16 protein-coding genes and 1 tRNA gene are annotated in these 21,299 nt (G+C 70.4%); 12 read left to right on the top strand and 5 right to left on the bottom strand.

What is annotated here, in order from left to right; genetic code table 11:
- A complete protein-coding gene (locus A605_RS11760; protein ID WP_425277934.1) occupies nucleotides 1-1,359 on the bottom strand; it encodes a nicotinate phosphoribosyltransferase in 1,359 nt (452 codons plus the stop codon).
- 34 nt (nucleotides 1,360-1,393) lie between these two features.
- Nucleotides 1,394-1,936: a CAP domain-containing protein gene (locus A605_RS14860; protein WP_015401733.1), complete on the bottom strand. Its 543-nt coding sequence runs from the start codon at nucleotides 1,934-1,936 to the stop codon at nucleotides 1,394-1,396.
- Nucleotides 1,937-2,254: 318 nt separating this feature from the next.
- Between A605_RS14860 and clpS the strand changes: the two genes are divergently transcribed.
- The 9 genes from clpS to A605_RS11710 all read left to right on the top strand — a co-directional run bounded on the left by clpS (nucleotide 2,255) and on the right by A605_RS11710 (nucleotide 8,665).
- Nucleotides 2,255-2,542 carry an ATP-dependent Clp protease adapter ClpS gene (clpS, locus tag A605_RS11750; RefSeq protein WP_034990608.1) on the top strand — a complete coding sequence of 96 codons (288 nt, stop codon included), beginning with the start codon at nucleotides 2,255-2,257 and terminating at the stop codon, nucleotides 2,540-2,542.
- Between the two features lie 17 nt (nucleotides 2,543-2,559).
- On the top strand, nucleotides 2,560-3,102 hold the full coding sequence (locus A605_RS11745; RefSeq protein WP_015401731.1) for a DUF2017 domain-containing protein: 543 nt from the start codon (nucleotides 2,560-2,562) through the stop codon (nucleotides 3,100-3,102).
- Entirely contained in the window at nucleotides 3,099-4,067 is a 969-nt protein-coding gene (locus A605_RS11740; protein ID WP_015401730.1) for a P1 family peptidase, read from the top strand. The genes A605_RS11745 and A605_RS11740 overlap by 4 nt, the downstream gene beginning before the upstream one ends.
- Before the next feature lie 87 nt (nucleotides 4,068-4,154).
- Nucleotides 4,155-4,793, top strand: a complete 639-nt coding sequence (locus A605_RS11735; RefSeq protein WP_042440158.1) for a rhomboid family intramembrane serine protease — start codon at nucleotides 4,155-4,157, stop codon at nucleotides 4,791-4,793.
- A 137-nt stretch (nucleotides 4,794-4,930) separates the two neighbouring features.
- Nucleotides 4,931-5,464 (top strand): MarR family winged helix-turn-helix transcriptional regulator, encoded by a 534-nt coding sequence (locus A605_RS11730; RefSeq protein ID WP_042440157.1) that lies wholly within the window; start codon nucleotides 4,931-4,933, stop codon nucleotides 5,462-5,464.
- Nucleotides 5,465-5,485: 21 nt separating this feature from the next.
- Nucleotides 5,486-6,337 carry a glutamate racemase gene (gene murI, locus A605_RS11725; RefSeq protein ID WP_015401727.1) on the top strand — a complete coding sequence of 284 codons (852 nt, stop codon included), beginning with the start codon at nucleotides 5,486-5,488 and terminating at the stop codon, nucleotides 6,335-6,337.
- A 63-nt stretch (nucleotides 6,338-6,400) separates the two neighbouring features.
- Entirely contained in the window at nucleotides 6,401-7,168 is a 768-nt protein-coding gene (locus tag A605_RS11720) for an MBL fold metallo-hydrolase (protein WP_015401726.1), read from the top strand.
- A gap of 136 nt (nucleotides 7,169-7,304) precedes the next feature.
- Entirely contained in the window at nucleotides 7,305-8,036 is a 732-nt protein-coding gene (gene rph / locus A605_RS11715) for a ribonuclease PH (RefSeq protein ID WP_027004256.1), read from the top strand.
- Nucleotides 8,037-8,041: 5 nt separating this feature from the next.
- A complete protein-coding gene (locus A605_RS11710) occupies nucleotides 8,042-8,665 on the top strand; it encodes a non-canonical purine NTP pyrophosphatase (RefSeq protein ID WP_015401724.1) in 624 nt (207 codons plus the stop codon).
- 70 nt (nucleotides 8,666-8,735) lie between these two features.
- Here A605_RS11710 and A605_RS11705 read toward each other — a convergent pair whose 3' ends face one another.
- The 3 genes from A605_RS11705 to A605_RS11695 form a co-directional block, all read right to left on the bottom strand.
- Nucleotides 8,736-10,187: an alanine racemase gene (locus tag A605_RS11705; protein WP_211208977.1), complete on the bottom strand. Its 1,452-nt coding sequence runs from the start codon at nucleotides 10,185-10,187 to the stop codon at nucleotides 8,736-8,738.
- 288 nt (nucleotides 10,188-10,475) lie between these two features.
- Nucleotides 10,476-10,850, bottom strand: coding sequence for a DUF3817 domain-containing protein (locus tag A605_RS11700; protein WP_015401722.1), 375 nt, complete (start codon nucleotides 10,848-10,850; stop codon nucleotides 10,476-10,478).
- On the bottom strand, nucleotides 10,847-11,293 hold the full coding sequence (locus A605_RS11695) for a membrane protein (RefSeq protein ID WP_042440156.1): 447 nt from the start codon (nucleotides 11,291-11,293) through the stop codon (nucleotides 10,847-10,849). The genes A605_RS11700 and A605_RS11695 overlap by 4 nt, the downstream gene beginning before the upstream one ends.
- 109 nt (nucleotides 11,294-11,402) lie before the next feature.
- Here A605_RS11695 and A605_RS11690 point away from each other — a divergent pair.
- From A605_RS11690 to A605_RS11680, 3 genes are all read left to right on the top strand, one after another.
- Nucleotides 11,403-11,487 (top strand) — tRNA-Leu (locus A605_RS11690).
- Between the two features lie 235 nt (nucleotides 11,488-11,722).
- A complete protein-coding gene (locus A605_RS11685; protein ID WP_027004257.1) occupies nucleotides 11,723-11,941 on the top strand; it encodes a hypothetical protein in 219 nt (72 codons plus the stop codon).
- A gap of 214 nt (nucleotides 11,942-12,155) precedes the next feature.
- The gene (locus A605_RS11680; protein WP_015401719.1) at nucleotides 12,156-21,227 is read left to right on the top strand and encodes a type I polyketide synthase; all 9,072 of its coding nucleotides are present in this window, start codon (nucleotides 12,156-12,158) and stop codon (nucleotides 21,225-21,227) included.
- The last annotated feature ends 72 nt before the right edge of the window (nucleotides 21,228-21,299 follow it).

The following is a 21,299-nucleotide window of genomic DNA, read 5'->3' as shown; positions in this document are numbered from 1 at the left end:
CTAGTGCGCCGGCTCGCGGTTGCTGTCGGCGAAACCGACGAAGCGGGTGTTGATCGCGGGCTCGTCGCGGGACAGCGCCAGGCCCTCCCACGGGAGGGTGATCAGCTGGGCGGCCAGGTGGTCGCGGGACTCGTCCAGGGTCGGCAGGCCCTCGACGATCCGGCCGTCGCGCATGAGCGGGGCGGTCAGGGCGGTGGCGGTCAGCTGTCCCACGTCGGGGGCCGGTGTGCCGAAGGGGTGGACGATCTCCTCGACGGCGACGCCGGTGGCGCGGTAGGCACGCAGCGCGGACTTGGTGCCACCGGTCATGGCCTTGCCGCGGGAGCGCTTGGCCACCGGGTGGCCGTCGACCTCGACGAGCTTGTACACCAGGCCCGCGGTCGGCGCGCCTGAGCCGGTGACCACGGAGGTGCCCACGCCGAAGCCGTCGACGGGATCGCCGCGCAGACCCGCGATGGCGAACTCGTCGAGGTCTGAGGAGACGACGATCTTCGTGTTGTGGGCACCCAGCTCATCGAGCTGGCGGCGCACCCGCTGGGTGAGCACGCCCAGGTCACCGGAGTCGATGCGCACCCCGCCGAGCTCGGGTCCGGCGACCTCGATGGCGGTCTCGACGCCGCGGGTGATGTCGTAGGTGTCCACCAGCAGGGTGGTGTCCACGCCGAGGGTCTCGACCTGCGCGCGGAAGGCGGCGGCCTCGTTCGGGGTGCCGTCCTCGTTGATGTGCAGCAGCGTCCAGGCGTGGGCGGAGGTGCCGGAGGCGGGGATGCCGTAGCGGTGGGCGGCCTCCAGGTTGGAGGTGGCCACGAACCCGGCCAGGTAGGCGGCCCGGGAGGCGGAGACGGCCGCGTACTCGTGGGTGCGGCGTGAACCCATCTCGATGATCGGGCGGCCGTCGGCTGCCGTGACCATGCGGGCGGCCGCCGAGGCGACCGCGGAGTCGGCGTTCATGATCGACAGGATCACCGTCTCCAGGATCACGCATTCCGCGAAGGTGCCGCGCACCGTGAGGATGGGGGAGTAGGGGAAGTAGAGCTCGCCCTCCCGGTAGCCGTCGATCTGGCCGGTGAAGCGGTAGTCGCGTAGGAAGGCCAGGGTCTCCTCGTCGAGGAAGTCCAGGTCGGCCAGCTGCTCCTCCGTGAAGACGAAGTCACGCACGGCGCGCAGGACGCGCGCGGTGCCGGCGACCACGCCGTAGCGGCGCTCATTCGGCAGCCGGCGGGAGAACACCTCGAAGGTGCACTTCCGGTGCGCCGTGCCGTCACGGAGGGCGGCCTGCAGCATCGTCAGCTCATATTTGTCGGTGAGCAACGACGTGGAACGATTCTGGGGCAGCGAGGACACCTGAGGGGAAGTCACACCGACCACCTTAGTTCACCGTTAATTCACCGTGTCAGGCGGAGAACTGGACGACGGCCCACACCTGACCGTGGCCGTGGGCGAGACCGACGCCACGGACGGTGTGGGCGGGATCGATCAGCACGGCGGTGTGCGGCCCCGAGTGCAGCCACTGATCCAGGAGCGTGTGACCGGAGGCCTGCTCGATCGGCAGGTGTGCCTGGACCATCGCCACATTGGCGGGGGAGTTGTCCTCCCGGCCGAGGACGGCGTTGCGTTCGGCCCAGTGCTGGGCACCGATCTGCAGGTTCCCGTCGGTGACCACGGGCGGCACGCCCTCGCCGTGGCGCAGCTCCAGGACGGCCTGGATGAGATCGGTGCGGATGGTCTCGAGTTCCTCCTGCACCTCCAGTGGCGGCTGCTGGTAGTCCGGTAGCTCGGCACCGGGTACGTCATCGTCCGGCTCCGGGGCGGGCGGTGTTGAGCCACCGAGACCCGCGACCACCGCCCACACGAGGGAGACGACCGTCATCAGGGCCGTCAGACGCGGCAGAAGGTCACGGATGGCGGCTACCGGGTCACTGAGGAATCCGGGCATGCGGTTCACGTCCTCCGGGGATGTCGATGGCTGTCGGCGTCTGACGGCGCCTGTCGGTGGGGTCCGGCCTGTCGTGCGCGTCGTCCGTCGCCCCGGAGGAGACCTCCCCGCGGCCGAGGGGGACCGGCGCGGGGGCGGTCGGCTCGGAGTAGATTGGTAACGAAGCTACCTGGTCCGGCCGGTGATCACCACTGGGCCGCAGCTGTTTCCGGGACAAGTTTCCAGGGGCGGGCCGGGGGCGCCTACACACGAACGACAAGGTTGACTAGGCTGAATCACATGAACGGTCCATTCCACGCTCAGATGATGGGTTCGCCGATGGCGACCCCGGAGCTCGACGAAGCCCTCGAGGTCGACGTCTCCACGGCCGAGAATCTGCCGTGGATGTGCATCGTGTGGGACGACCCCGTCAACCTCATGAGCTACGTGGCGTACGTCTTCCAGACGGTCCTGGGCTACGACCGCAAGCGTGCCACCGAGTTGATGATGCAGGTCCACACCGAGGGCAAGGCCGTCGTCTCCTCGGGGGAACGCGACAAGGTCGAGGGCGACGTGAAGAAGCTGCACACCGCGGGCCTGTGGGCCACGATGCAGCAGTCCAGTTAGGAAAGGAAGACGCGCGTATGCAGGCGTGGCGGAAGAAGAAGGGCCTGATGCGGGCCGCGAAGTACACCACCGTGCTCGAGCCGATGGAGCGTGAGGTGCTCGGCGATCTCACCGCCACCGTCTCGGAGGCCCTGATCGCCCGGGCGCAGTCCGCCCCGAAGGATGAGCTGGCCGAGCTGACCGGCATCTCCTCCGGCCACAAGGACACCCCGGAGGATCCCTCCCTGGCGCGTCTGCTGCCCGATTTCGCCCGTGAGGGCGACGAGGAGTTCGACGGCGAGAACTCGCTGATGCGCAGTCTCCACGAAAACGACATCTGCCGCGAGAAGCTGGCCCACCTGCAGATCATCGGCCAGGCCGTCGGCCCCGACGGCGGTGTGGAGATCAGTCTCAGCGAGGAGGAGGCCCACGCCTTCATCTCCGGCCTCAATGACCTGCGCCTCTACGTCTCCGCAGGCGAGATCGCCGGCGGGGAGGGCGCGCAGGAGGACCGTGACAGTCTGGTCGAGTGGCTGGCCTTCAACCAGGACAGCCTGCTCAACGCCATGATGGGGCAATGACGGCCCCGGGGCGTGGCTCGCTTGTCGACGTCCCCGGCCTCGGCGTCGGCCATGCGGGGCTCGGCGACACCGGGGTGACCGTCGTCCTCGCCCGCTCCCGGGTGGGTGCCACCGCCTCCGTCGATGTGCGCGGCGGCGGCCCCGGTACGCGGGAGACCGACCTGCTGGAACCGCACAACACCGTCGAGCGCGTCCACGCCGTCGTCCTGGCCGGAGGGTCGGCCTTCGGACTCGCTGCCGCGGACGGCGTGATGTCCACCCTCGAGGCCGCCGGCCACGGCTTCCCCGTCTTCGGCGAGGACCGGCCGGGCCCACGGGTGCCGATCGTGCCGGGCGCGGTCATCTTCGACCTGCTCGTCGGTGACGCCGCCCACCGGCCCACCGCCGCCGACGGCGCCGCCGCCACCCGCGCCGCACTGTCGGCCGGGGACGACCGGGCGTCGGGAAGCGTCGGCGCCGGCTGCGGGGCCACCGCCGGCGTGTTGCGCGGCGGCTTCGGCCAGGCCTCCCGACGGGTGGGGGAGTACACGGTGGCCGCCGGGGTGGTCGCGAACCCGGTCGGGGAGGTCATCGACGCCGTCACCGGCCGCTTCCACGGCGACCCGACGCCCGCGCCCGTCGACCCGCGGCGCTTCGCCGCACTCGAGCGCACGGAGGCGAAGCTCAACACGACGATCGGGGTGGTCGCCACCGACGCGCCGGTGACGAAGGCGCAGGCCAGGCGCCTGGCGATGGTCGGGCACGACGGCATCGCCCGCGCGGTGCACCCGGCGCACTCGCCGCTGGACGGCGACACGCTCTTCGTCCTGTCCACCGCCGAACGCGCCCACGGCGTCGAGGTGGCCACGCTGCACGGGTTGGGGGCGGCCGCCGCCGAGGTCGTGGCCGCGGCGATCGTCGACGCCGTGGTGCAGGCCGACCCCGGGTTCGGGCTGGGCACCTACCGCGAACTCGCGGTGGGCTGACGGCGCCGGGGTTCCGCTCCCGCTAATCTGGGGTGCACCATGAGCTTCCAGAATCCGCACCCCCGGCCCCAGGGCTTTCCGGCGTCGATGGCCCCGGCCCGCAGTGAGGCGAAACGGACGGTGAGGCACCGCGTGCGCACCGGCCTGAGTTTCGCGGCCGGCTACGTCATCGTCATCTGGGCCGTCCACCTGGTCAACACCTTCGCCTTCGGCGGGCTGCTGACCTTCTTCGGCGTCCACCCGCTGGACCCGGGCGCCCTCTGGCAGATCTTCACGGCGCCGCTGCTGCACGGCAGCTTCGGGCACCTGATCTCCAACACGGTGCCGGGTGCGATCTTCAGCTTCCTCATCGGCATGTCCGGCGCCCGGGTGTGGTGGGAGGTCACCGCCGTCGTGGTCGTCGTCGGCGGGGCTGGCGTGTGGTTGCTCGGCGGGGTCGGCACCAACCACATCGGCGCCTCCGGACTGGTGTACGGGTGGCTGGCCTATCTGATCGTGCGTGGCATCTTCAACCGCAGCCTGGGGCAGATCGTCGTGGGCGTGTTCCTGGGCATGGCGTACTCCGGACTGGTGTGGGGGGTCCTGCCCGGCGCGGAGGGGATCTCCTGGCAGGCGCACCTGTTCGGCGCGGTCGGCGGATTCGGCGCCGGCGTGTTCATCACCTCCGACGACCCGCCGGCGCTGCGCGCGAAGCGGCAACAGAAGCGGTTGCAGCGGGGTCGCTGAGGGCTTCATCGGCCGCCTGGGGTAGGGTGGCGGGGGCGGAAACGGGGGTGGCACAGGGGCCCCACAGGGAACCGGCAGCGTCTCTTGACGTAACACCTAAGTAAACTTTAAGAAACTTTCTTAGATTTTCGCGTAACATGTGCCGCGTGAACGACGACAACCTGCAGTGGCTCAATGACGAGGAGACCGAGACCTGGCTCAACGTCTGGTCCTTCTACGTCTGGCTCCCGACCCGACTCGATGCCCAGCTCAAACGCGATCACGGCATCAGCCATTACGACTATTTCGCCATGGCCCGCATCTCCATGGCGGAGGACGGCCGGCTGCGCATGAGCGAACTTGCGGCGCAGTCGGACATGACACTTTCTCATCTTTCCCGCGTGGTCACCCGCCTGGAGAACCAGAACTGGGTCCGCCGCGTACCCGACCCGGCCGACGGCCGCTCCACCTTCGCCGAACTGACCGAATCCGGCTGGGATCTGATCCGCGCCGCCGCCCCGGGGCATGTCCGGGAGGTACGCCGGCTCTTCTTCGACCACCTCACCCCGGAGGAGAGCCACCAGGTCGGCGAGGCGATGAAGAAGATCGTCGTCGGACTGCGGCCGCAGAAAGAACAGGAGGGGGAGAAGAGAGGCGGCGGGCACGGCCCCGAGCGGACTTCGGACCCCTGATCCGGCCGTCCCGGGACTACCATGGTGGGCGTGTCTGAGCCCGCCGTCGCACCCGCTGTCCCCGCCACCGATCCCGCCGCCCCGATCGGCATCTTCGACTCGGGGGTCGGCGGTCTGACCGTGGCTCGGACGATCATGGATCAGCTGCCGCACGAGTCCATCATCTATATCGGCGACACCGCGCACGGACCCTACGGCCCCCTGCCGATCGCGGAGGTCCGCGGCCACGCCACCCGGATCGCGGACGAACTCGTCGAACGCGGCTGCAAGATGCTGGTCATCGCGTGCAACACCGCCTCGGCGGCGTTCCTGCACGACGCCCGCGAGCGCTACGACGTGCCCGTCGTCGAGGTCATCCAGCCGGCCGTGCGCCGCGCGATGGCCACCACCCGCAACGGGAGGGTCGGGGTCATCGGCACCACCGGCACCATCAACTCCGGCGCCTACCAGGACCTGTTCTCCATCAACCCGGGTGTCGAGGTCCACGCGCAGGCCTGCCCGAGCTTCGTCGACTTCGTCGAGCGCGGCATCACCTCCGGCCGCCAGATCCTCGGCGTCGCGCAGGCCTATGTGGAGCCGCTGCAGGCCGCGGGCGTCGACACGCTCGTGCTCGGCTGCACCCACTACCCGCTGCTCTCCGGCGTCATCCAGTTGGCCGTCGGTGACCACGTCACCCTGGTCTCCTCGGCGGAGGAGTCGGCCAAGGACGTGCTGCGCGTGCTCTCCGAACGCGACCTCCTCGCCGACCCGCGGCTCCACCCCGAACCGGTCCGCGTCTTCGAGTCCACCGGTGACCCGCTGGCCTTCGCCCAGCTCGCGCAGCGCTTCCTCGGCCCCGGTGTGATCGACGTCCACCAGATCGCCGGATGGTGAGTTTCCCGGCTTTTTCCGCCTGTTACGGTCGAAAAAAGCCCCGGGCCGTGGCACAGTAGCGTCATGAAGTTGACCATCCTCGGCTCCTCCGGAAGCGTCGGTGCCCCGGGCAACCCCGCCTCCGGGTATCTCGTCACCGTGGACAATTCGCCCGGCGTCGTCCTCGATCTGGGCCCGGGCACACTGGCCGCCCTGCAGGAGGTCCACGACCCCAGCGACGCCCACGTGGTCTTCTCCCACCTGCACGCCGACCACTGCCTCGACTTCCCCTCGCTGGTGGTCTGGCGCCGCTGGCACCCCACCGCCGCGGCCACCAGCCGGCACCTGTGCCACGGCCCGTCGAACACCATCACCCACCTGGGGGATCTGAGCTCCGACGACCTCACCGAGATCGACGACTTCTCCGACACCTTCGCCTTCTCCCCCTGGGAACTGGGGCAGGAGCACATCATCGACCGCGTGAGCATCACGCCCTTCAGGGCCGTCCACCCCGTCGAGGCCTACGCCCTGCGCGTCGAGGAGCACACCACCGGCAAGACCATCGCCTACTCCGGCGACAGCTCCTGGTCCGACTCGCTGGTCGACTGCGCCCGCGAGGCCGACATCTTCGTCTGCGAGGCCACCTGGGGGGCCAGCGACTCCGGCCGCCCGGGCGGAATGCACCTCTCCGGTGCGGAGGCCGGCCGCCTCGCGCGGCTGGCCGGGGCGAAGCGGCTGCTGCTCGTGCACATCCCGCCGTGGGGAGACGCCGAGGAGACCGTCGCCGCCGCGCGGGCCGAGTACGACGGGCCGATCAAGCTGGGCACCCCGGGTATGGTCCTGGAGGTCTGACGGGAGCAGGGGACCGGTGCACGACGCACAGCCGTACCTGAGTGGCCTGGCGCGGTTGCGCGCCAGCCCCAGCTCCACAGGACCGGATGCCGGGCACCGGCATGTGTCTCCAACGGGGCGCGGTAGCGTGGAGGTCATGACTTCCACTTTTGAACGCGCCGACGGCCGCGCCACCGATCAGCTGCGCAGCGTGCGCATCACCCGCGGCTTCACCTCCAATCCCGCCGGCTCCGTGCTCGTCGAGTTCGGCAACACCCGCGTCATGTGCACCGCCAGCGTGGAGCTGGGCGTGCCGCGCTTCAAGCGGGACTCCGGCGAAGGCTGGCTGACCGCCGAGTACTCGATGCTGCCGGCCGCCACCCACGAACGCATGCCGCGCGAGTCCATGCGCGGCAAGGTCAAGGGCCGCACCCACGAGATCTCGCGGCTGATCGGCCGCAGCCTGCGCGCCGCGGTGGATCTGTCCCAGCTGGGCGAGAACACCATCAACATCGACTGTGATGTCCTCCAGGCCGACGGCGGCACCCGCACCGCCGCCATTACCGGCGCGTACGTCGCGCTCGCCGACGCCGTCTCCGTCCTGAAGTCCCGCGGTGTGGTCCCCGGTTCCCCGCTGCTGCCGCCCGTCGCCGCTGTCTCCGTCGGGTTGATCGACGGCCGCGTGTGCCTCGACCTGCCGTACGAGGAGGACTCCCGTGCCGAGGTGGACATGAACGTCATCATGACCGAGGCCGGCAAGTTCGTCGAGATCCAGGGCACCGGCGAGCAGGGCGATTTCGGACGCGAGGAGCTGGGCGAGATGCTCGACCTCGCGGAGAAGGGCTGCCGGGAACTCATCGCCGCACAGAAGGCTGCGCTGGGGGTCTAGGGCGCATGCGGCTGCTGATGGCGTCGAACAACGCCAAGAAACTTCGTGAACTGGAGCGGATCCTCGCCGAGCACGGCGTCGACGGTGTGGAGCTGGTGCCCCTGTCGGGCGTCACCGCCTACGACGAGCCGGTCGAGGACGGCCGTACCTTCGCCGACAACGCGCTGATCAAGGCGCGCGCCGGGGCCCGCGAGACCGGGCTCGTGACCGTGGCCGACGACTCCGGCCTGGCCGTCGAGGAACTGAACGGCATGCCCGGCGTGCTCTCCGCGCGCTGGTCGGGCCGTCACGGCGATGACGCCGCGAACAACGATCTGCTGCTGGCCCAGATGGGGGACGTCCCGGATGAGCGGCGCGGCTGCGCGTTCGTCTCCGTGTGCGCCCTGGTCACCCCCGACGGCGCCGAGCACGTCGCCGAGGGCCGCTGGGAGGGACGCCTGTTGCGCGAACCGGTCGGGGAGAACGGCTTCGGCTACGACCCGCTGTTCGTCCCCGCGGAGGAGGACGCCGAGGGGGCCGCGGGACGTTCCTCGGCGCAGCTGTCCGCCGGGGAGAAGGACGCGCTGTCCCACCGCGGCAAGGCGCTCGCCCGGCTGGTGCCGGTGATCGCGGAGCTGGCGGGGAAGTAGGGGAGAACCGGGGCGCCCGGTGCCCCGGACAGGGGTCTTCCCGCGGCGGTGCGCCCCGCCGCGGCGTTCGTCACCAGTCGGTCGTGACCGGCAGTGGCGCGGTGCCGTCGAGCATGAAGTAGGTGTTGGGGTCGAAGTCCATGTCGACCACGTCGCCGACCTCCGCATCCGGAACCGCCGACAGATCCAGCGTCACGACCGTGCCGTGGTGGAGCACGACCGGGACCTCCTGACCGCGGATGGTGAACACCACATTGGTCTCGCGGCGCGGGATGTGGTTGACCAGGCCCACCTTCATCGGCTCCTCGGTCGGGTCAGTGCAGTCGTAGTCGATGCACCAACCGGCGGGGAGGGTCTTGATCTGCTCGAGCTCCGTGGTCCAGGAGTAGACCCGGTCCTCGACGTCCAACCCGCCGAAGAATGCGCCGCCGATGCGCATGAGGTCGTAGAACAGCGGCTCGATCTGGTTGTACAGCACGTCGCTCGCGCCGGCGTGGATGAGGGCGTCCTGGCCCAGGCCCGCATCCCGGATCTCCGCGACCGCGGTGTCGAAGCGGTTCTTCTGGGCCACGGTGGTGTTCGTGGCGTCGTTGTTCTCGATGGCCTCGGCGTCGTTCTCCGTGATGGTGGAGAAGTGCGTGGCGATGCCCACCAGTTCCAGGTTCTCGGATTCCTCGATCGCGCGCGCCAGGGGAAGCGCCTCGTCGGGGGTCACGCCCTCGCGGCCCAGGCCGGTGTCGATCCACTGGTGGACGCGCAGCGTGCCGTCGGACTGCGACACGATCTCCTCGGCCTCCTCGACCCACGCGAGGTTCGCGGCGGTCGCCTCGATGTCGTAGTGCAGCATCAGCGGGATGTCCTCGATCTGGGAGACGTACATGACGGCGATCTTCGACTCGATGCCGGCGTCCCGGAGGGCGATTGCGTCATCCAGCTTCGGCACGAAGAAGTACTCGGGCGCGGCCGCCTCGTCGATCACCTGACCGAACACGTCCACCGGTGCACCGTTCTTCAGCACGGCACCCAGCTGAACGCCGGGGGGATAGGCGCCCCGGACCACCTCGGCGTGCCCCCGCACCGTCTCCGTGTCCACCGTCAGGACGGGCATGTCCTGCGAGCCGTCGGTCGTGTAGGTGTACGACGTGGTCTCGGCGAGGGGAACCCCGTTCGTGCTGAGGGCGACGTCGACGGTGCCGGGCACCTCACGGGCGGGGACGATGCAGGCGTGCCGGCCCGACTTGTCGTCGAACTCGCACTCGACGCCGGTGTCGCCGAACTGGGCGGTGACCGGCTCCTCGGTTCCCTCGCCGGTATCCACGAGGACGAGGTTGCCGCCCTGGATCCCACCGTGCGCGGGGGCCAGGGAGACCACGCCGGTCCCCTCTCCCGTGTCCCCGTCCTGTGCGCCGGCCTCGCTGACTTGTGTGCATCCGGCCAGGATGAAGGCGGACAGTCCCAGGGCCGGGACCGCCAACATCCATGTCCGGCGGGCCGACCCTCTCACGAAGTACTGCTTCCCCACGGTGATTCTCCCTCTCGGTGTTGATTGGATGATGCAGACAACAGTTTCTGGTAAGAATATCCTGAGAAAATGTTTATTGCAGCTTGTGATTCAAGTGAGGGGTTGGCGGGGGTGGGGAAGATGTCCCTGGCATTGCCGCCCCTGGGACGACTGTCCCGCGGGCACGGTGGAAGGGGCTGCGTTCCGGTCGGTGCTGGCGCCGTCCTCCGGAACGTGACGACCCCGGTACCCGTCAAGGGGATACCGGGGTCGTCACGTTCCGGAATGCCGCGGAGCGGCGGCGTCCTGTCAGGGGCGGTCCAGCTGGAACTTCTCCACGACCTCCCGGCGGCGGTTGTTCTCGATGAAGAAGGACAGGAACGGCACCACGCCCGAGATCGCGGTGGTGAACCACACGACGGGCTTCCAGCGCGCCTTCAGTCCCAGATTCAGGGTCGCCAGCAGGTAGGCCATGTATGCCCATCCGTGGAAGATGGCGACCATGGTCGCCCAGGCCGGCAGGTCCACCTGGAGGAGGTACTCCATGATCATGCGGATGACCAGGAGGATGAGGAACACGCCCGTGATCCACGCCGTGACGGAGAAGATGTTCAGCGCGGTGCGCACGCGCTTCTTGCGCTGGGGGTGAATCTTCGGGGCGGTCGGGGTGGTCTGCGGGGTCATGAAGTGGTGTCTCCGGTGGTGTCGGTGTCGTCGCGCACGGACCGGTTGGTCTCGGAGTCACGGCCGCGGCGCGGGGTGTTGATCTCGTTGAAGGTGGCGACGTCGAGGGTGGGGCGCTGCGGGAGGAAATCCGCGGGAAGCTCGGTGACCCGGTCCCCGAACTCGGCCTTGTCCGCCTCGTAGAGGAAGTCCGGATCGTCGGAGTTCTCCTCGGCCTCGATCATCTCGTTCTCGTATTCAAGGTACTTGCGGTAGGCGAACACGAAGAAGGCGCCGAACAGCGGCCACTGGAAGGCGTACCCCAGATTCTGGAAGGTGCCCGAGCCGGCCTGGAACCGGGTCCACTGCCACCAGGCGAGCGCGAAGGTTGCCAGGACCGCGAGCGCGAGGAAAACGATGTGCGAGGTCCGCACCCTCTTCTTCCGCCTGCCTTGGACGTTCATATCGCTCACAAATGACAAGGATACCCCCTGTCCATAAAAAGTTGGAGTCACCGGGAGGGCGGGCTGTGGTAGGGGCGGGCGGGGCACGTTGTACACTCTTTTTTCGTATGCGCCCGTGGCGGAACTGGCAGACGCGCTGGATTTAGGTTCCAGTGCCCTAGGGCGTGTGGGTTCAAGTCCCACCGGGCGCACCAACTTCCCCGGCGTGCCGCAGGATCTTCCGTGTGGAATGCCCCGCGGCGCGCTTTTGCTGTTGTGCTCCCGCCGGAAACGCCCACCTCACGCCCCCGGAGGGGCGCAGGTGGTGGCCGTGGGGTGTCCGGCCCGCACGTCCCGCACGTCCCGCCGGGCGCGGCCGCCGACCATCCGCGCAACACTCCCGAATGGCCGTCCCGGTGTTCCGTGCCGGGGCCGACTATCCTGCGGACCATGAGCATCGACCGGTACGTGGACACCTACTTCGCCGACCGCGGCACCGGGCCGGTCGTCGAGGTCGTGCCCGATCACGCATGCCAGGAGTTCGCTCCCGGGCCGGGTGTGAGCATTTTCGCGTCTGGTTCAGCGGGTGATGAAAATCACCATGCTAGCACGAATACCTCCGTCCTGGAGAGTGCCCGCACTCTCGTCCATGAGCTGCTGCGTCCCTGAAAAAGTGGCCTGACGCGGCGAATCGCCCCCCGGCTGCACGTGCCCCGATCTCGGTGGTTGCGGACCCGTCACCCATCCGCGACGCACCTGACACCCCGGTGAAAGATGACGCTTTCCTCATGATTTTATGGCATATTTGGCAAGCAAAACATGTGGGCGAAGTGTGCCCGCATGTCGTCATGCACGAGTAGGAAACACAGGAGCGAGTTCTCACGTGACCGAATACAGCACCTCCTTTCGGACGGACCGACTGATCAACCGCTTCGACCGCGAGCCGTTCGCCCTGGCCTTCGCCGGTCAGGGCTACGACTGGTTGAAGACCCTGCGCGCCTCCGTGGCTGCCGGTGTCGGCTCCGCCATCGACGGGCTCGTCGCCCGGGCAGCCACCACGCTTGAGCCTGTCACGGACGAGCTCGCCGGTACCCGGCCCTTCGGCTTCGATCCGGTCACCTGGGCCCGGAGCGAGGACGCCCCGTCCTTCGACACCGCCCAGGCCGCGGTGTCCGTCCCGGGCATCCTCACCTCCCAGCTCGCCACGTGCGAGTCGCTGAAGAACCAGGGCCTCAATCTCGATGAGGCCGTCGCCGCGATCGGCCACTCCCAGGGTGTCCTCGGCGCCTTCGCCGTCCAGGGCCGCGCGGAGGCCGCCGACCTGCTGGCCATCGCCCAGCTCATCGGCTCCGCCATCACCCGCACCTCCCGGATGACCGGTCTCATCCAGCAGGGCGGGCAGATGCCGATGGTCGCCATCTCCGGCATCACCGCCGAGCAGCTGCAGCAGGCCATCGACCGGGTCTGCGCCGAGGTCCCGCAGGAGATCCGCCCGGTCGTCGGCCTGCGCAACGCCCGCGACAACTTCGTCCTCGTGGGCCGCCCGCACGACAACGCCGCCGTCATCGACGCGCTGCGTAAGCTCGCCGACCGCGACGCCAAGGCCGTGGAGAACAAGGAGCGCGGCGGCACCCCGTTCAATCCGCGCTTTTCCCCGCTCAACGTCCAGACCGCCTTCCACCACCCGGCCATGGAGACTGCCGTGGAGCAGGCCGTGGCCTGGGCGAAGCAGTGCGGTCTCGACGAGACCATCGCCCGCGAGGCCGCCGACGCCGTGCTGGTCACCCCGGTGGACTGGCCCGCCGAGGTCGACGGTGTCATCGCCCAGGGCGCGAAGTGGATCCTCGACGTCGGCCCGGACGGCGGCGTCGACCCGCTGACCCGCCGCATCGCCGCCGGCCGCGGCGTCGGCACGCTGGTGGTCTGCGGCAACGAGGGACAGGCCGCGCTGTTCGACGCCGGCCTGGCCCCCGAGCTGCCCGTCGACTGGTCCACCTACGCCCCGCGCATCGAGAAGTACCGCGGCCGCAACCGCCTGGTCACCCGCTTCACCGAGCTGACCGGCCGCAGCCCCATGCTGCTCGCCGGCATGACCCCGACCACCGTCGACCCGGCGATCGTCGCCGCGGCCGCGAACGCCGGCCACTGGGCCGAGCTCGCCGGCGGCGGCCAGGTCACCCCGGAGATCCTCGACGGCAACCTGGACAAGCTCGCCGGACTGCTGAAGCCGGGCGTCAACGCCCAGTTCAACACCATGTTCCTGGACCCCTACCTGTGGGGCCTGCACTTCGGCGGCAAGAAGCTGGTCACCAAGGCCCGCACCAACGGCGCTCCGCTCGACGGCGTGGTCATCTCCGCCGGCATCCCCGAGCAGGACGACGCCGTGGCGATCATCCACGAGCTGCGCGACGCCGGCTTCCCCTGGATCGCCTTCAAGCCGGGCGCAGTCCGCCACATCAACCAGATCCTCAAGATCGCCGACGCCGTGCCGGAGATCCCGATCATCCTCCACGTCGAGGGCGGCAAGGCCGGTGGCCACCACTCCTGGGAGGACCTGGACGAGCTGCTGATCGCCACCTACGGCGACATCCGCGCCCGCCGGAACACCGTGCTCGCCGTCGGCGGCGGCATCGGCACCCCGGAGCAGGCCGCCGACTACATCACCGGCTCCTGGGCCGAGAAGTACGACCTGCCCGCCATGCCGGTGGACGGCATCCTCATCGGCACCGCCGCCATGGCCGCCCAGGAGGCCACCACCTCCCCGCAGGTCAAGCAGCTGCTCGTCGAGGCCGCCGGCGGCAACGAGTGGGTCGGTGCCGGTTCCGCCAACAACGGCATCGCCTCCGGCCGCTCCCAGCTGGGCGCCGACATCCACGAGATCGACAACTCCTTCGCCCGGGCCGGCCGCCTCCTCGACGAGGTCGCCGGCGACGCCGAGGCCGTGGCCGCCCGCCGCGACGAGATCATCGCGGCCATCGGCAAGACCGCCAAGGTCTACTTCGGCGACCTCGAGACCATGACCTACCGCGAGTGGCTGAACCGTTACCTGGAGCTGTCCGGCCCCACCGACAAGGGCTGGACCGACGTGTCCTGGCACCGCCGCTTCGCCGGTATGCTCGAGCGCGCCGAGGCCCGCCTCACCGAGGTCGACCACGGCACCTTCACCCCGGTCATCGAACTCGGATACGGGGACGACGCCGCCGCGGCCGTCGAGAAGCTCGCCGAGACCTACCCGGCCATCGACGACCTCCTGCACCCGGCCGACGTCGCCTGGTTCCTCACCCACTGCCGCACCCCCGGCAAGCCGGTCAACTTCGTCCCGGTCATCGACGCCGACGTGCGCCGCTGGTGGCGCTCCGATTCCCTGTGGCAGGCCCACGACGACCGCTATGACGCCGACGCCGTGTGCATCATCCCGGGACCGGCCGCCGTCTCCGGCATCACCCGCGCCGACGAGCCCATCGCCGACCTGCTGGAGCGCTTCAACGCCGCCTCCGTCGACCGCCTCGAGGCCGCCGGCGAGCAGCCGGTCGAGCACGGGCGCACCGTCGTCGAGCACGTCCTGGCCGCGCCGGGCACCTACTGGGCCGGTCGCCACCAGCACTCCTTCATCGCCCTCCTCGGCGACGCGGAGACCTGGGAGCTCAACGACGACCGCACCGCGGCCACCCACGGTGCCACCGGTGCGACGCTGACCGCCGTCGATGAGGAGCACGCCGAGCTGACCGTCCCGCTCGCCGGCTCCACCGCCACCGGCACCACCACCGACCTGGTCATCCGCTTCACCCTCCCGACCGACGCCCCCGCGGGCGCCGTCCCGCAGGTCACCCAGGCCGACGCCGAGACCGCCATGGCCGAGCTCACCCGCGTGGCCGCCGGGGGCGAGCTTGCCGAGGTCACCGACGGTGTCGCGGAGTGGTCCACCACCATCGACGCCGAGCTGCTGGCCGACTACGACAACGTCACCACCGGCCATCTGCCGGGCACCCTGGCCTCCCACGGCACCGCCCCGGACGTCCTGGTCGGGCGGGCCTGGCCCGCCGTCTTCGCGGCCGTGCGCTCCGCGGTCATCCCGGGCACCGACTCGGCCTCCGTGGTCGAGGGCATGCTCTCCCTGGTCCACCTCGAGCACCACCTGACCATGCTCGGCGAGCTGCCGGAGGCGACCGACGGCGCCGTCGAGCTGTCCGCCACCGCCACCGCCGACGAGGTCACCGACACCAACATGGGCCGCCTCGTCGTGGTCCGCGCCCAGCTGAGCGTGGACGGTGAGCCGCTGGCCACCCTGTCCGAGCGCTTCGCCATCCGCGGCCGCAACGGCGAGGCGACCGCGCGCACCAACACCTCGGCGCTGCCGAGCGTGGTCGACACCCCGCGCTCCTTCCGCTCCTTCGCCCGCGTCGTCGCCCCGACGTCGATGAAGCCCTTCGCGATCGTCTCCGGCGACCGCAACCCGATCCACGTCTCCGACACCGCCGCCAAGCTGGCCGGCCTGCCGGGGGGCGGCGTGATCGTCCACGGCATGTGGACCTCCGCCATCGGTGAACTCGTCGCGGCCGCCGGCTTCTCCGACGAGAACACCACCACCTCCCCGGGCAAGGTCGTCGAGTACACCGCCACCATGCTCGGCGTCATCCTGCCCGGCCAGACCATCGAGTTCACCGTCGAGCGCTCGGGCGTGGACAACCGCCCCGGCCGCGGCGAGGTCCGCTCCGTGACCGCCACCGTCAACGGCAACCTGGTGCTCACCGCCACCGCCGTGATGGCCGCGCCGAGCACCTTCTACGGCTTCCCGGGCCAGGGCATCCAGTCCCAGGGCATGGGCATGGAGTCCCGCGCCTCCTCGCAGGCCGCCCGCGAGGTCTGGGATCGCGCCGACCGCCACACCCGCTCCCGGCTGGGCTTCTCCGTCCTGGAGATCGTGCAGAACAACCCGGTCGAGGTAGTCGTCGACGGCGAGCGCTTCCACCACCCGGAGGGTGTGCTCTTCCTGACCCAGTTCACCCAGGTCGCCATGGCCACCCTGGGCTGCGCCCAGGTCGCCGAGATGGAGGAGGCGGGCGCACTGAACCAGCGCGCCTACTTCGCCGGCCACTCCGTCGGCGAGTACAACGCCCTGGCCGCCTACTCGGGTGTGCTGTCGCTGGAGTCCGTCGTGGAGATCGTCTACCGCCGCGGCCTGACCATGCACCGTCTGGTCGAGCGCGACGCAGCCGGCAACTCCAACTACGGTCTGGCCGCCCTGCGGCCCAACAAGATGGGCCTGAGCGCGAAGAACGTCCACGGCTACGTCGCGGAGATCGCCGAGAAGACCGGCGAGTTCCTGGAGATCGTCAACTACAACATCGCCGGCGTGCAGTACGCCGTCGCCGGCACCCGCGCCGGCCTCCAGGCGCTCAAGGCCGACGCCGAGACCAGGGCCCCGGGCATGCGCGCCTTCATCCGCATCCCGGGCATCGACGTGCCCTTCCACTCCAGCCACCTGCGCGACGGTGTGGACGACTTCCGCGAGCACCTGGACTCCCTGCTGCCGCACGGCGCGGACCTGTCGGTGCTCAAGGACCGCTACATCCCGAACCTCGTGGCCCGCCCGTTCGAGCTGACGGAGGACTTCGTCCGTTCGATCGCCGACGTCGTGGACTCGCCCTACATCAACGAGATCCTGGCCGATTTCGACGCGGCCGCGAAGGACGAGGGCAAGCTCGCCCGCACGCTGCTCATCGAGCTGCTGGCCTGGCAGTTCGCCTCCCCGGTCCGCTGGATCGAGACCCAGGACCTCATCCTGCGCGACCGCGCGCACGGCGGTCTGGGCATGGAGCGCTTCGTCGAGGTCGGTGTCGGCTCCTCGCCGACCCTGGCCAACATGCTGGGCCAGACCCTGCGCCTGCCGCAGTACGCCGGCACCCCGATCGAGGTGCTCAACGTCGAGCGCGACCGCCAGACCGTCTTCGCCACCGACGAGCTCGTCCGCGAGGTCGCCGAGGCGGAGGAGAACACCCAGGGCACCGGGACGCCTGCGCAGCAGCAGACCGCCGAGGCCCAGGCCGCGGCCGCCCCGGCCCCGACCGAGACCGCCCCGGCGCCGGCCGCGACCGGTGGCCCGCGCCCGGACGACATCGCGTTCACCCCGGCCGACGCCACCGAGATGCTCATCGCCGTGTGGACCAAGGTCCGCCCGGATCAGATGGGCGCGACCGACTCCATCGAAACCCTCGTCGAGGGGGTCTCCTCCCGCCGCAACCAGCTGCTGCTGGACCTGGGCGTGGAGTTCGGCCTGGGCGCCATCGACGGCGCCGCCGACGCGGAGCTGAACGACCTGAAGGCCACCGTCACCAAGATGGCCAAGGGCTACTCCGCCTTCGGTCCGGTCCTCGGCGACTCCGTCGCCGACGGCCTGCGCCGCATCACCGGTCCGACCGGCAAGAAGCCGGCCTACGTGGCCGAGCGGGTCACCGGCACCTGGCAGCTCGGCCAGGGCTGGGCCGACCACGTCGTCGCCGAGGTCGTCATCGGTGCCCGCGAGGGTTCCTCCCTGCGTGGCGGCGACCTGGCCTCCCTGGCCCCGGCCGCTCCGGGCAACTCGGCCGAGCTGGATCAGCTCATCGACGCCGCCGTCCAGGCCGTCGCCGCGAAGCAGGGTGTGTCCGTGTCCCTGCCGTCCGCCGGCGGTGCCGGTGGGGGAGTCGTCGACTCCGCCGCCCTGGGCGAGTTCGCCGAGCAGGTCACCGGCCAGTCCGGTGTCCTGGCGGAGACCGCCCGGACCATCCTCACCCAGCTCGGCATCGAGCAGGTCCCGAACCAGAACCTCGAGGACGAGGAGGACGCGAACGCGCTGTTCGAGCTGGTCTCCCGCGAGCTCGGCTCCGACTGGCCGCGCCAGGTCGCCCCGCGCTTCGACGCGGATCTGGCCGTGCTCATCGACGACCGCTGGGCCTCCGCCCGGGAGGACCTCACCCGCGCCGCGCTCGGCCAGATCGACGTCGACCAGCTGGACGTCACCGGCACCGGTGAGAACGTCGCGAAGCAGGCCGAGTACCTGGGCCTGCCCGAGCAGGCCGCGCAGGCGCGGGCCAGCGAGGTCCTCGAGTACACCGGCGAGGTCGCCGTCGTCACCGGCGCGTCCCCGAACTCCATCGCCGCCGCGGTCGTCGAGAAGCTGCTGGCCGGTGGCGCCACCGTCGTGGTGACCACCTCCAGCCTGTCGACCGAGCGCCTGAAGTTCTACAAGCGGATCTACTCGCGCTCCGCCCGCGGCACCGCCGCGCTGTGGATCATCCCGGCCAACCTGTCGGCCTTCTCCGACCTGGACTCCGTGATCGAGTGGATCGGCACCGAGCAGACCGCCACCGTCAACGGCCAGAAGGAGGTCCTCAAGCCGGCCCTCATCCCGACGCTGCTGTTCCCCTTCGCCGCGCCGCGCGTCGCCGGCACCCTGGCCGACGCCGGCCCGCAGTCCGAGGCCCAGATGCGTCTGCTGCTGTGGGCCGTCGAGCGCCTGATCGCCGGCCTGTCCGGGATCGGCTCCGACACCCACGTGGGCAAGCGCCTGCATGTGGTCCTCCCGGGCTCGCCGAACCGCGGCCGCTTCGGCGGCGACGGCGCCTACGGCGAGTCCAAGGCGGCGCTCGACGCCGTGGTCACCCGCTGGAACGCCGAGCCGGTCTGGGGCGAGCGCACCAGTCTCGTCCACGCGCTGATCGGCTGGGTGCGTGGCACCGGCCTGATGGGCGGCAACGACCCGCTGGTCGAGGCCGTCGAGGCCAAGGGCGTGGCCACCTACTCCCCGGCCGAGATCGCCGAACAGCTCATCGCCCAGGCCACCGACGAGGTCCGCGCGCAGGCCGCGCAGTCCCCGGTCACGGTCGACCTGTCCGGCGGGCTCGCCGAGTCCACCTTCAACATCGCCGAGCTGGCCCGCGAGGCCGCGGCCGACGCCGCGCAGTCCGGGGCTCCGGAGCAGCAGGCGGAGCCGCGCACGCTGGCCGCCCTGCCCACCCCGTACCGCCGCCTCAACTGGACGAGGCCGGAGTTCTCCGGGGTGAGCCAGAAGCTCGACGACATGGTCGTGCTCGTCGGCGCCGGCGAGCTGGGCCCCTACGGCTCCGCCCGCACGCGTTTCGACGCCGAGCTGTCCGGCGAACTCACCGCCGCCGGTGTGACCGAGCTGGCCTGGTCCATGGGCCTCATCCACTGGGACGGCGCCTGGTACGACGCCGAGGAGAACGAGGTCCCGGAGGAGGAGATCCACTCCCGCTTCCACGACGAGGTCATCGCCAAGATCGGCGTGCGCCGCTACCACGACGACTTCGGCATGCTCGACAACCTCGCGCCGGAGCTGACCACGGTCTACCTCGACAAGGACCTGTCCTTCACGGTCTCCGACAAGGCCACCGCGAAGACCTTCGTCGACACCGATCCGGAGCACACCAGCGCCTTCTTCGACGAGGAGGGCGGCGAGTGGACCGTCGTGCGCCACGCCGGCTCCGCCGTGCGCGTGCCGCGGCGGGTGACCATGTCGCGGTTCGTCGGCGGCCAGATCCCGGAGGGCTTCGACCCGGCCGTCTACGGCATCCCGGCCGACATGATCGACAACCTCGACCGGCTGGCCCTGTGGAACCTCGTCTGCACCGTCGACGCGTTCCTGTCCTCCGGCTTCACCCCCGCCGAGCTGCTGCGCGACGTCCACCCGGCGCGCGTGTCCTCCACGCAGGGCACCGGCATGGGCGGCGTCGAGTCCATGCGCTCGCTGTACATCGACGGCCTGCTGGCCGAGCCGCGCGCGAACGACATCCTGCAGGAGGCCCTGCCGAACGTCGTCGCCGCGCACGTCATGCAGTCCTACGTCGGTGGCTACGGCCAGATGATCCACCCGGTCGCCGCCTGTGCCACCGCCGCGGTCTCCGTGGAGGAGGGCTACGACAAGATCGCCCTGGGCAAGGCCGACTTCGTCGTCGCCGGTGGCCTGGACGACCTGTCCATCGAGGGCATCACCGGCTTCGGCGACATGGCGGCCACCGCCGACTCCGCCGGCCTGGCCGCCAAGGGCATCGACTACCGCTTCTTCTCGCGGGCCAACGACCGCCGTCGTGCCGGCTTCATCGAGTCCGAGGGCGGTGGCACCCTGCTGCTGGCCCGCGGCTCCGTGGCCGCCGACCTGGGGCTGCCGGTCCTGGGTGTGATCGGTTTCGCCGAGTCCTTCGCCGACGGGGCGCACACCTCCATCCCGGCCCCGGGCCTGGGTGCGCTCTCCGCCGCCCGTGGTGGCGTGAACTCCCGGCTGGCCGAGCAGCTGGGCCGGCTGGACGTGTCGGCCGATGAGATCGCGATCATCTCCAAGCACGACACCTCCACCAACGCCAATGACCCGAACGAGTCGGACCTGCACGAGCGCATCGCCGCCTCCATGGGGCGTGCGGACGGCAACCCGCTCTACGTCATCTCCCAGAAGACGCTGACGGGCCACGCCAAGGGTGGTGCCGCCGCCTTCCAGATGATCGGCCTGACCCAGGTCCTGCGCTCCGGCATCCTGCCGGCGAACATGTCGCTCGACTGCGTCGATCCGGTCCTGGAGCGCCACCAGCACCTGGTGTGGCTGCGCGAGCAGCTGGACCTGCGTGCCCGGGCGCCGAAGGCCGGCCTGGTGACCTCGCTCGGCTTCGGCCACGTCTCCGCGCTGGTGGGCATCGTCCACCCGGGTGCCTTCCTCGAGGCTCTCCGCGCCGAGCGTGGCGACGCCGCCGCCGAGGCCTGGGAGAAGGCCGCCGCCGCCCGCGAGGAGGCCGGTCTGCGCCGCCTCGTCGCCGGCATGCACGGCCAGGCCCCGCTCTACGAGCGCCCGGTCGACCGCAACCTGGGCGGTACCGGCGACGTCGTCAAGGAGCGCGAGGCCGCGGTCCTGCTCGACGACGACGCCCGTCTCGTCGACGGCGTGCTGCGCACCGGGGGCGAGATCTAGCCCCCGCCTGCGTGCCTGACACCGACGGCCCCACCGGAAGTTTTTCCGGTGGGGCCGTCGGCCTCGGTCGGG

This window comes from Corynebacterium halotolerans YIM 70093 = DSM 44683 (assembly GCF_000341345.1).
In the GTDB taxonomy this organism is placed as follows: domain Bacteria; phylum Actinomycetota; class Actinomycetes; order Mycobacteriales; family Mycobacteriaceae; genus Corynebacterium; species Corynebacterium halotolerans.
The sequence above is the reverse complement of the archived record's forward strand: the minus strand, read 5'-3'. Positions and strand labels throughout refer to the sequence as shown.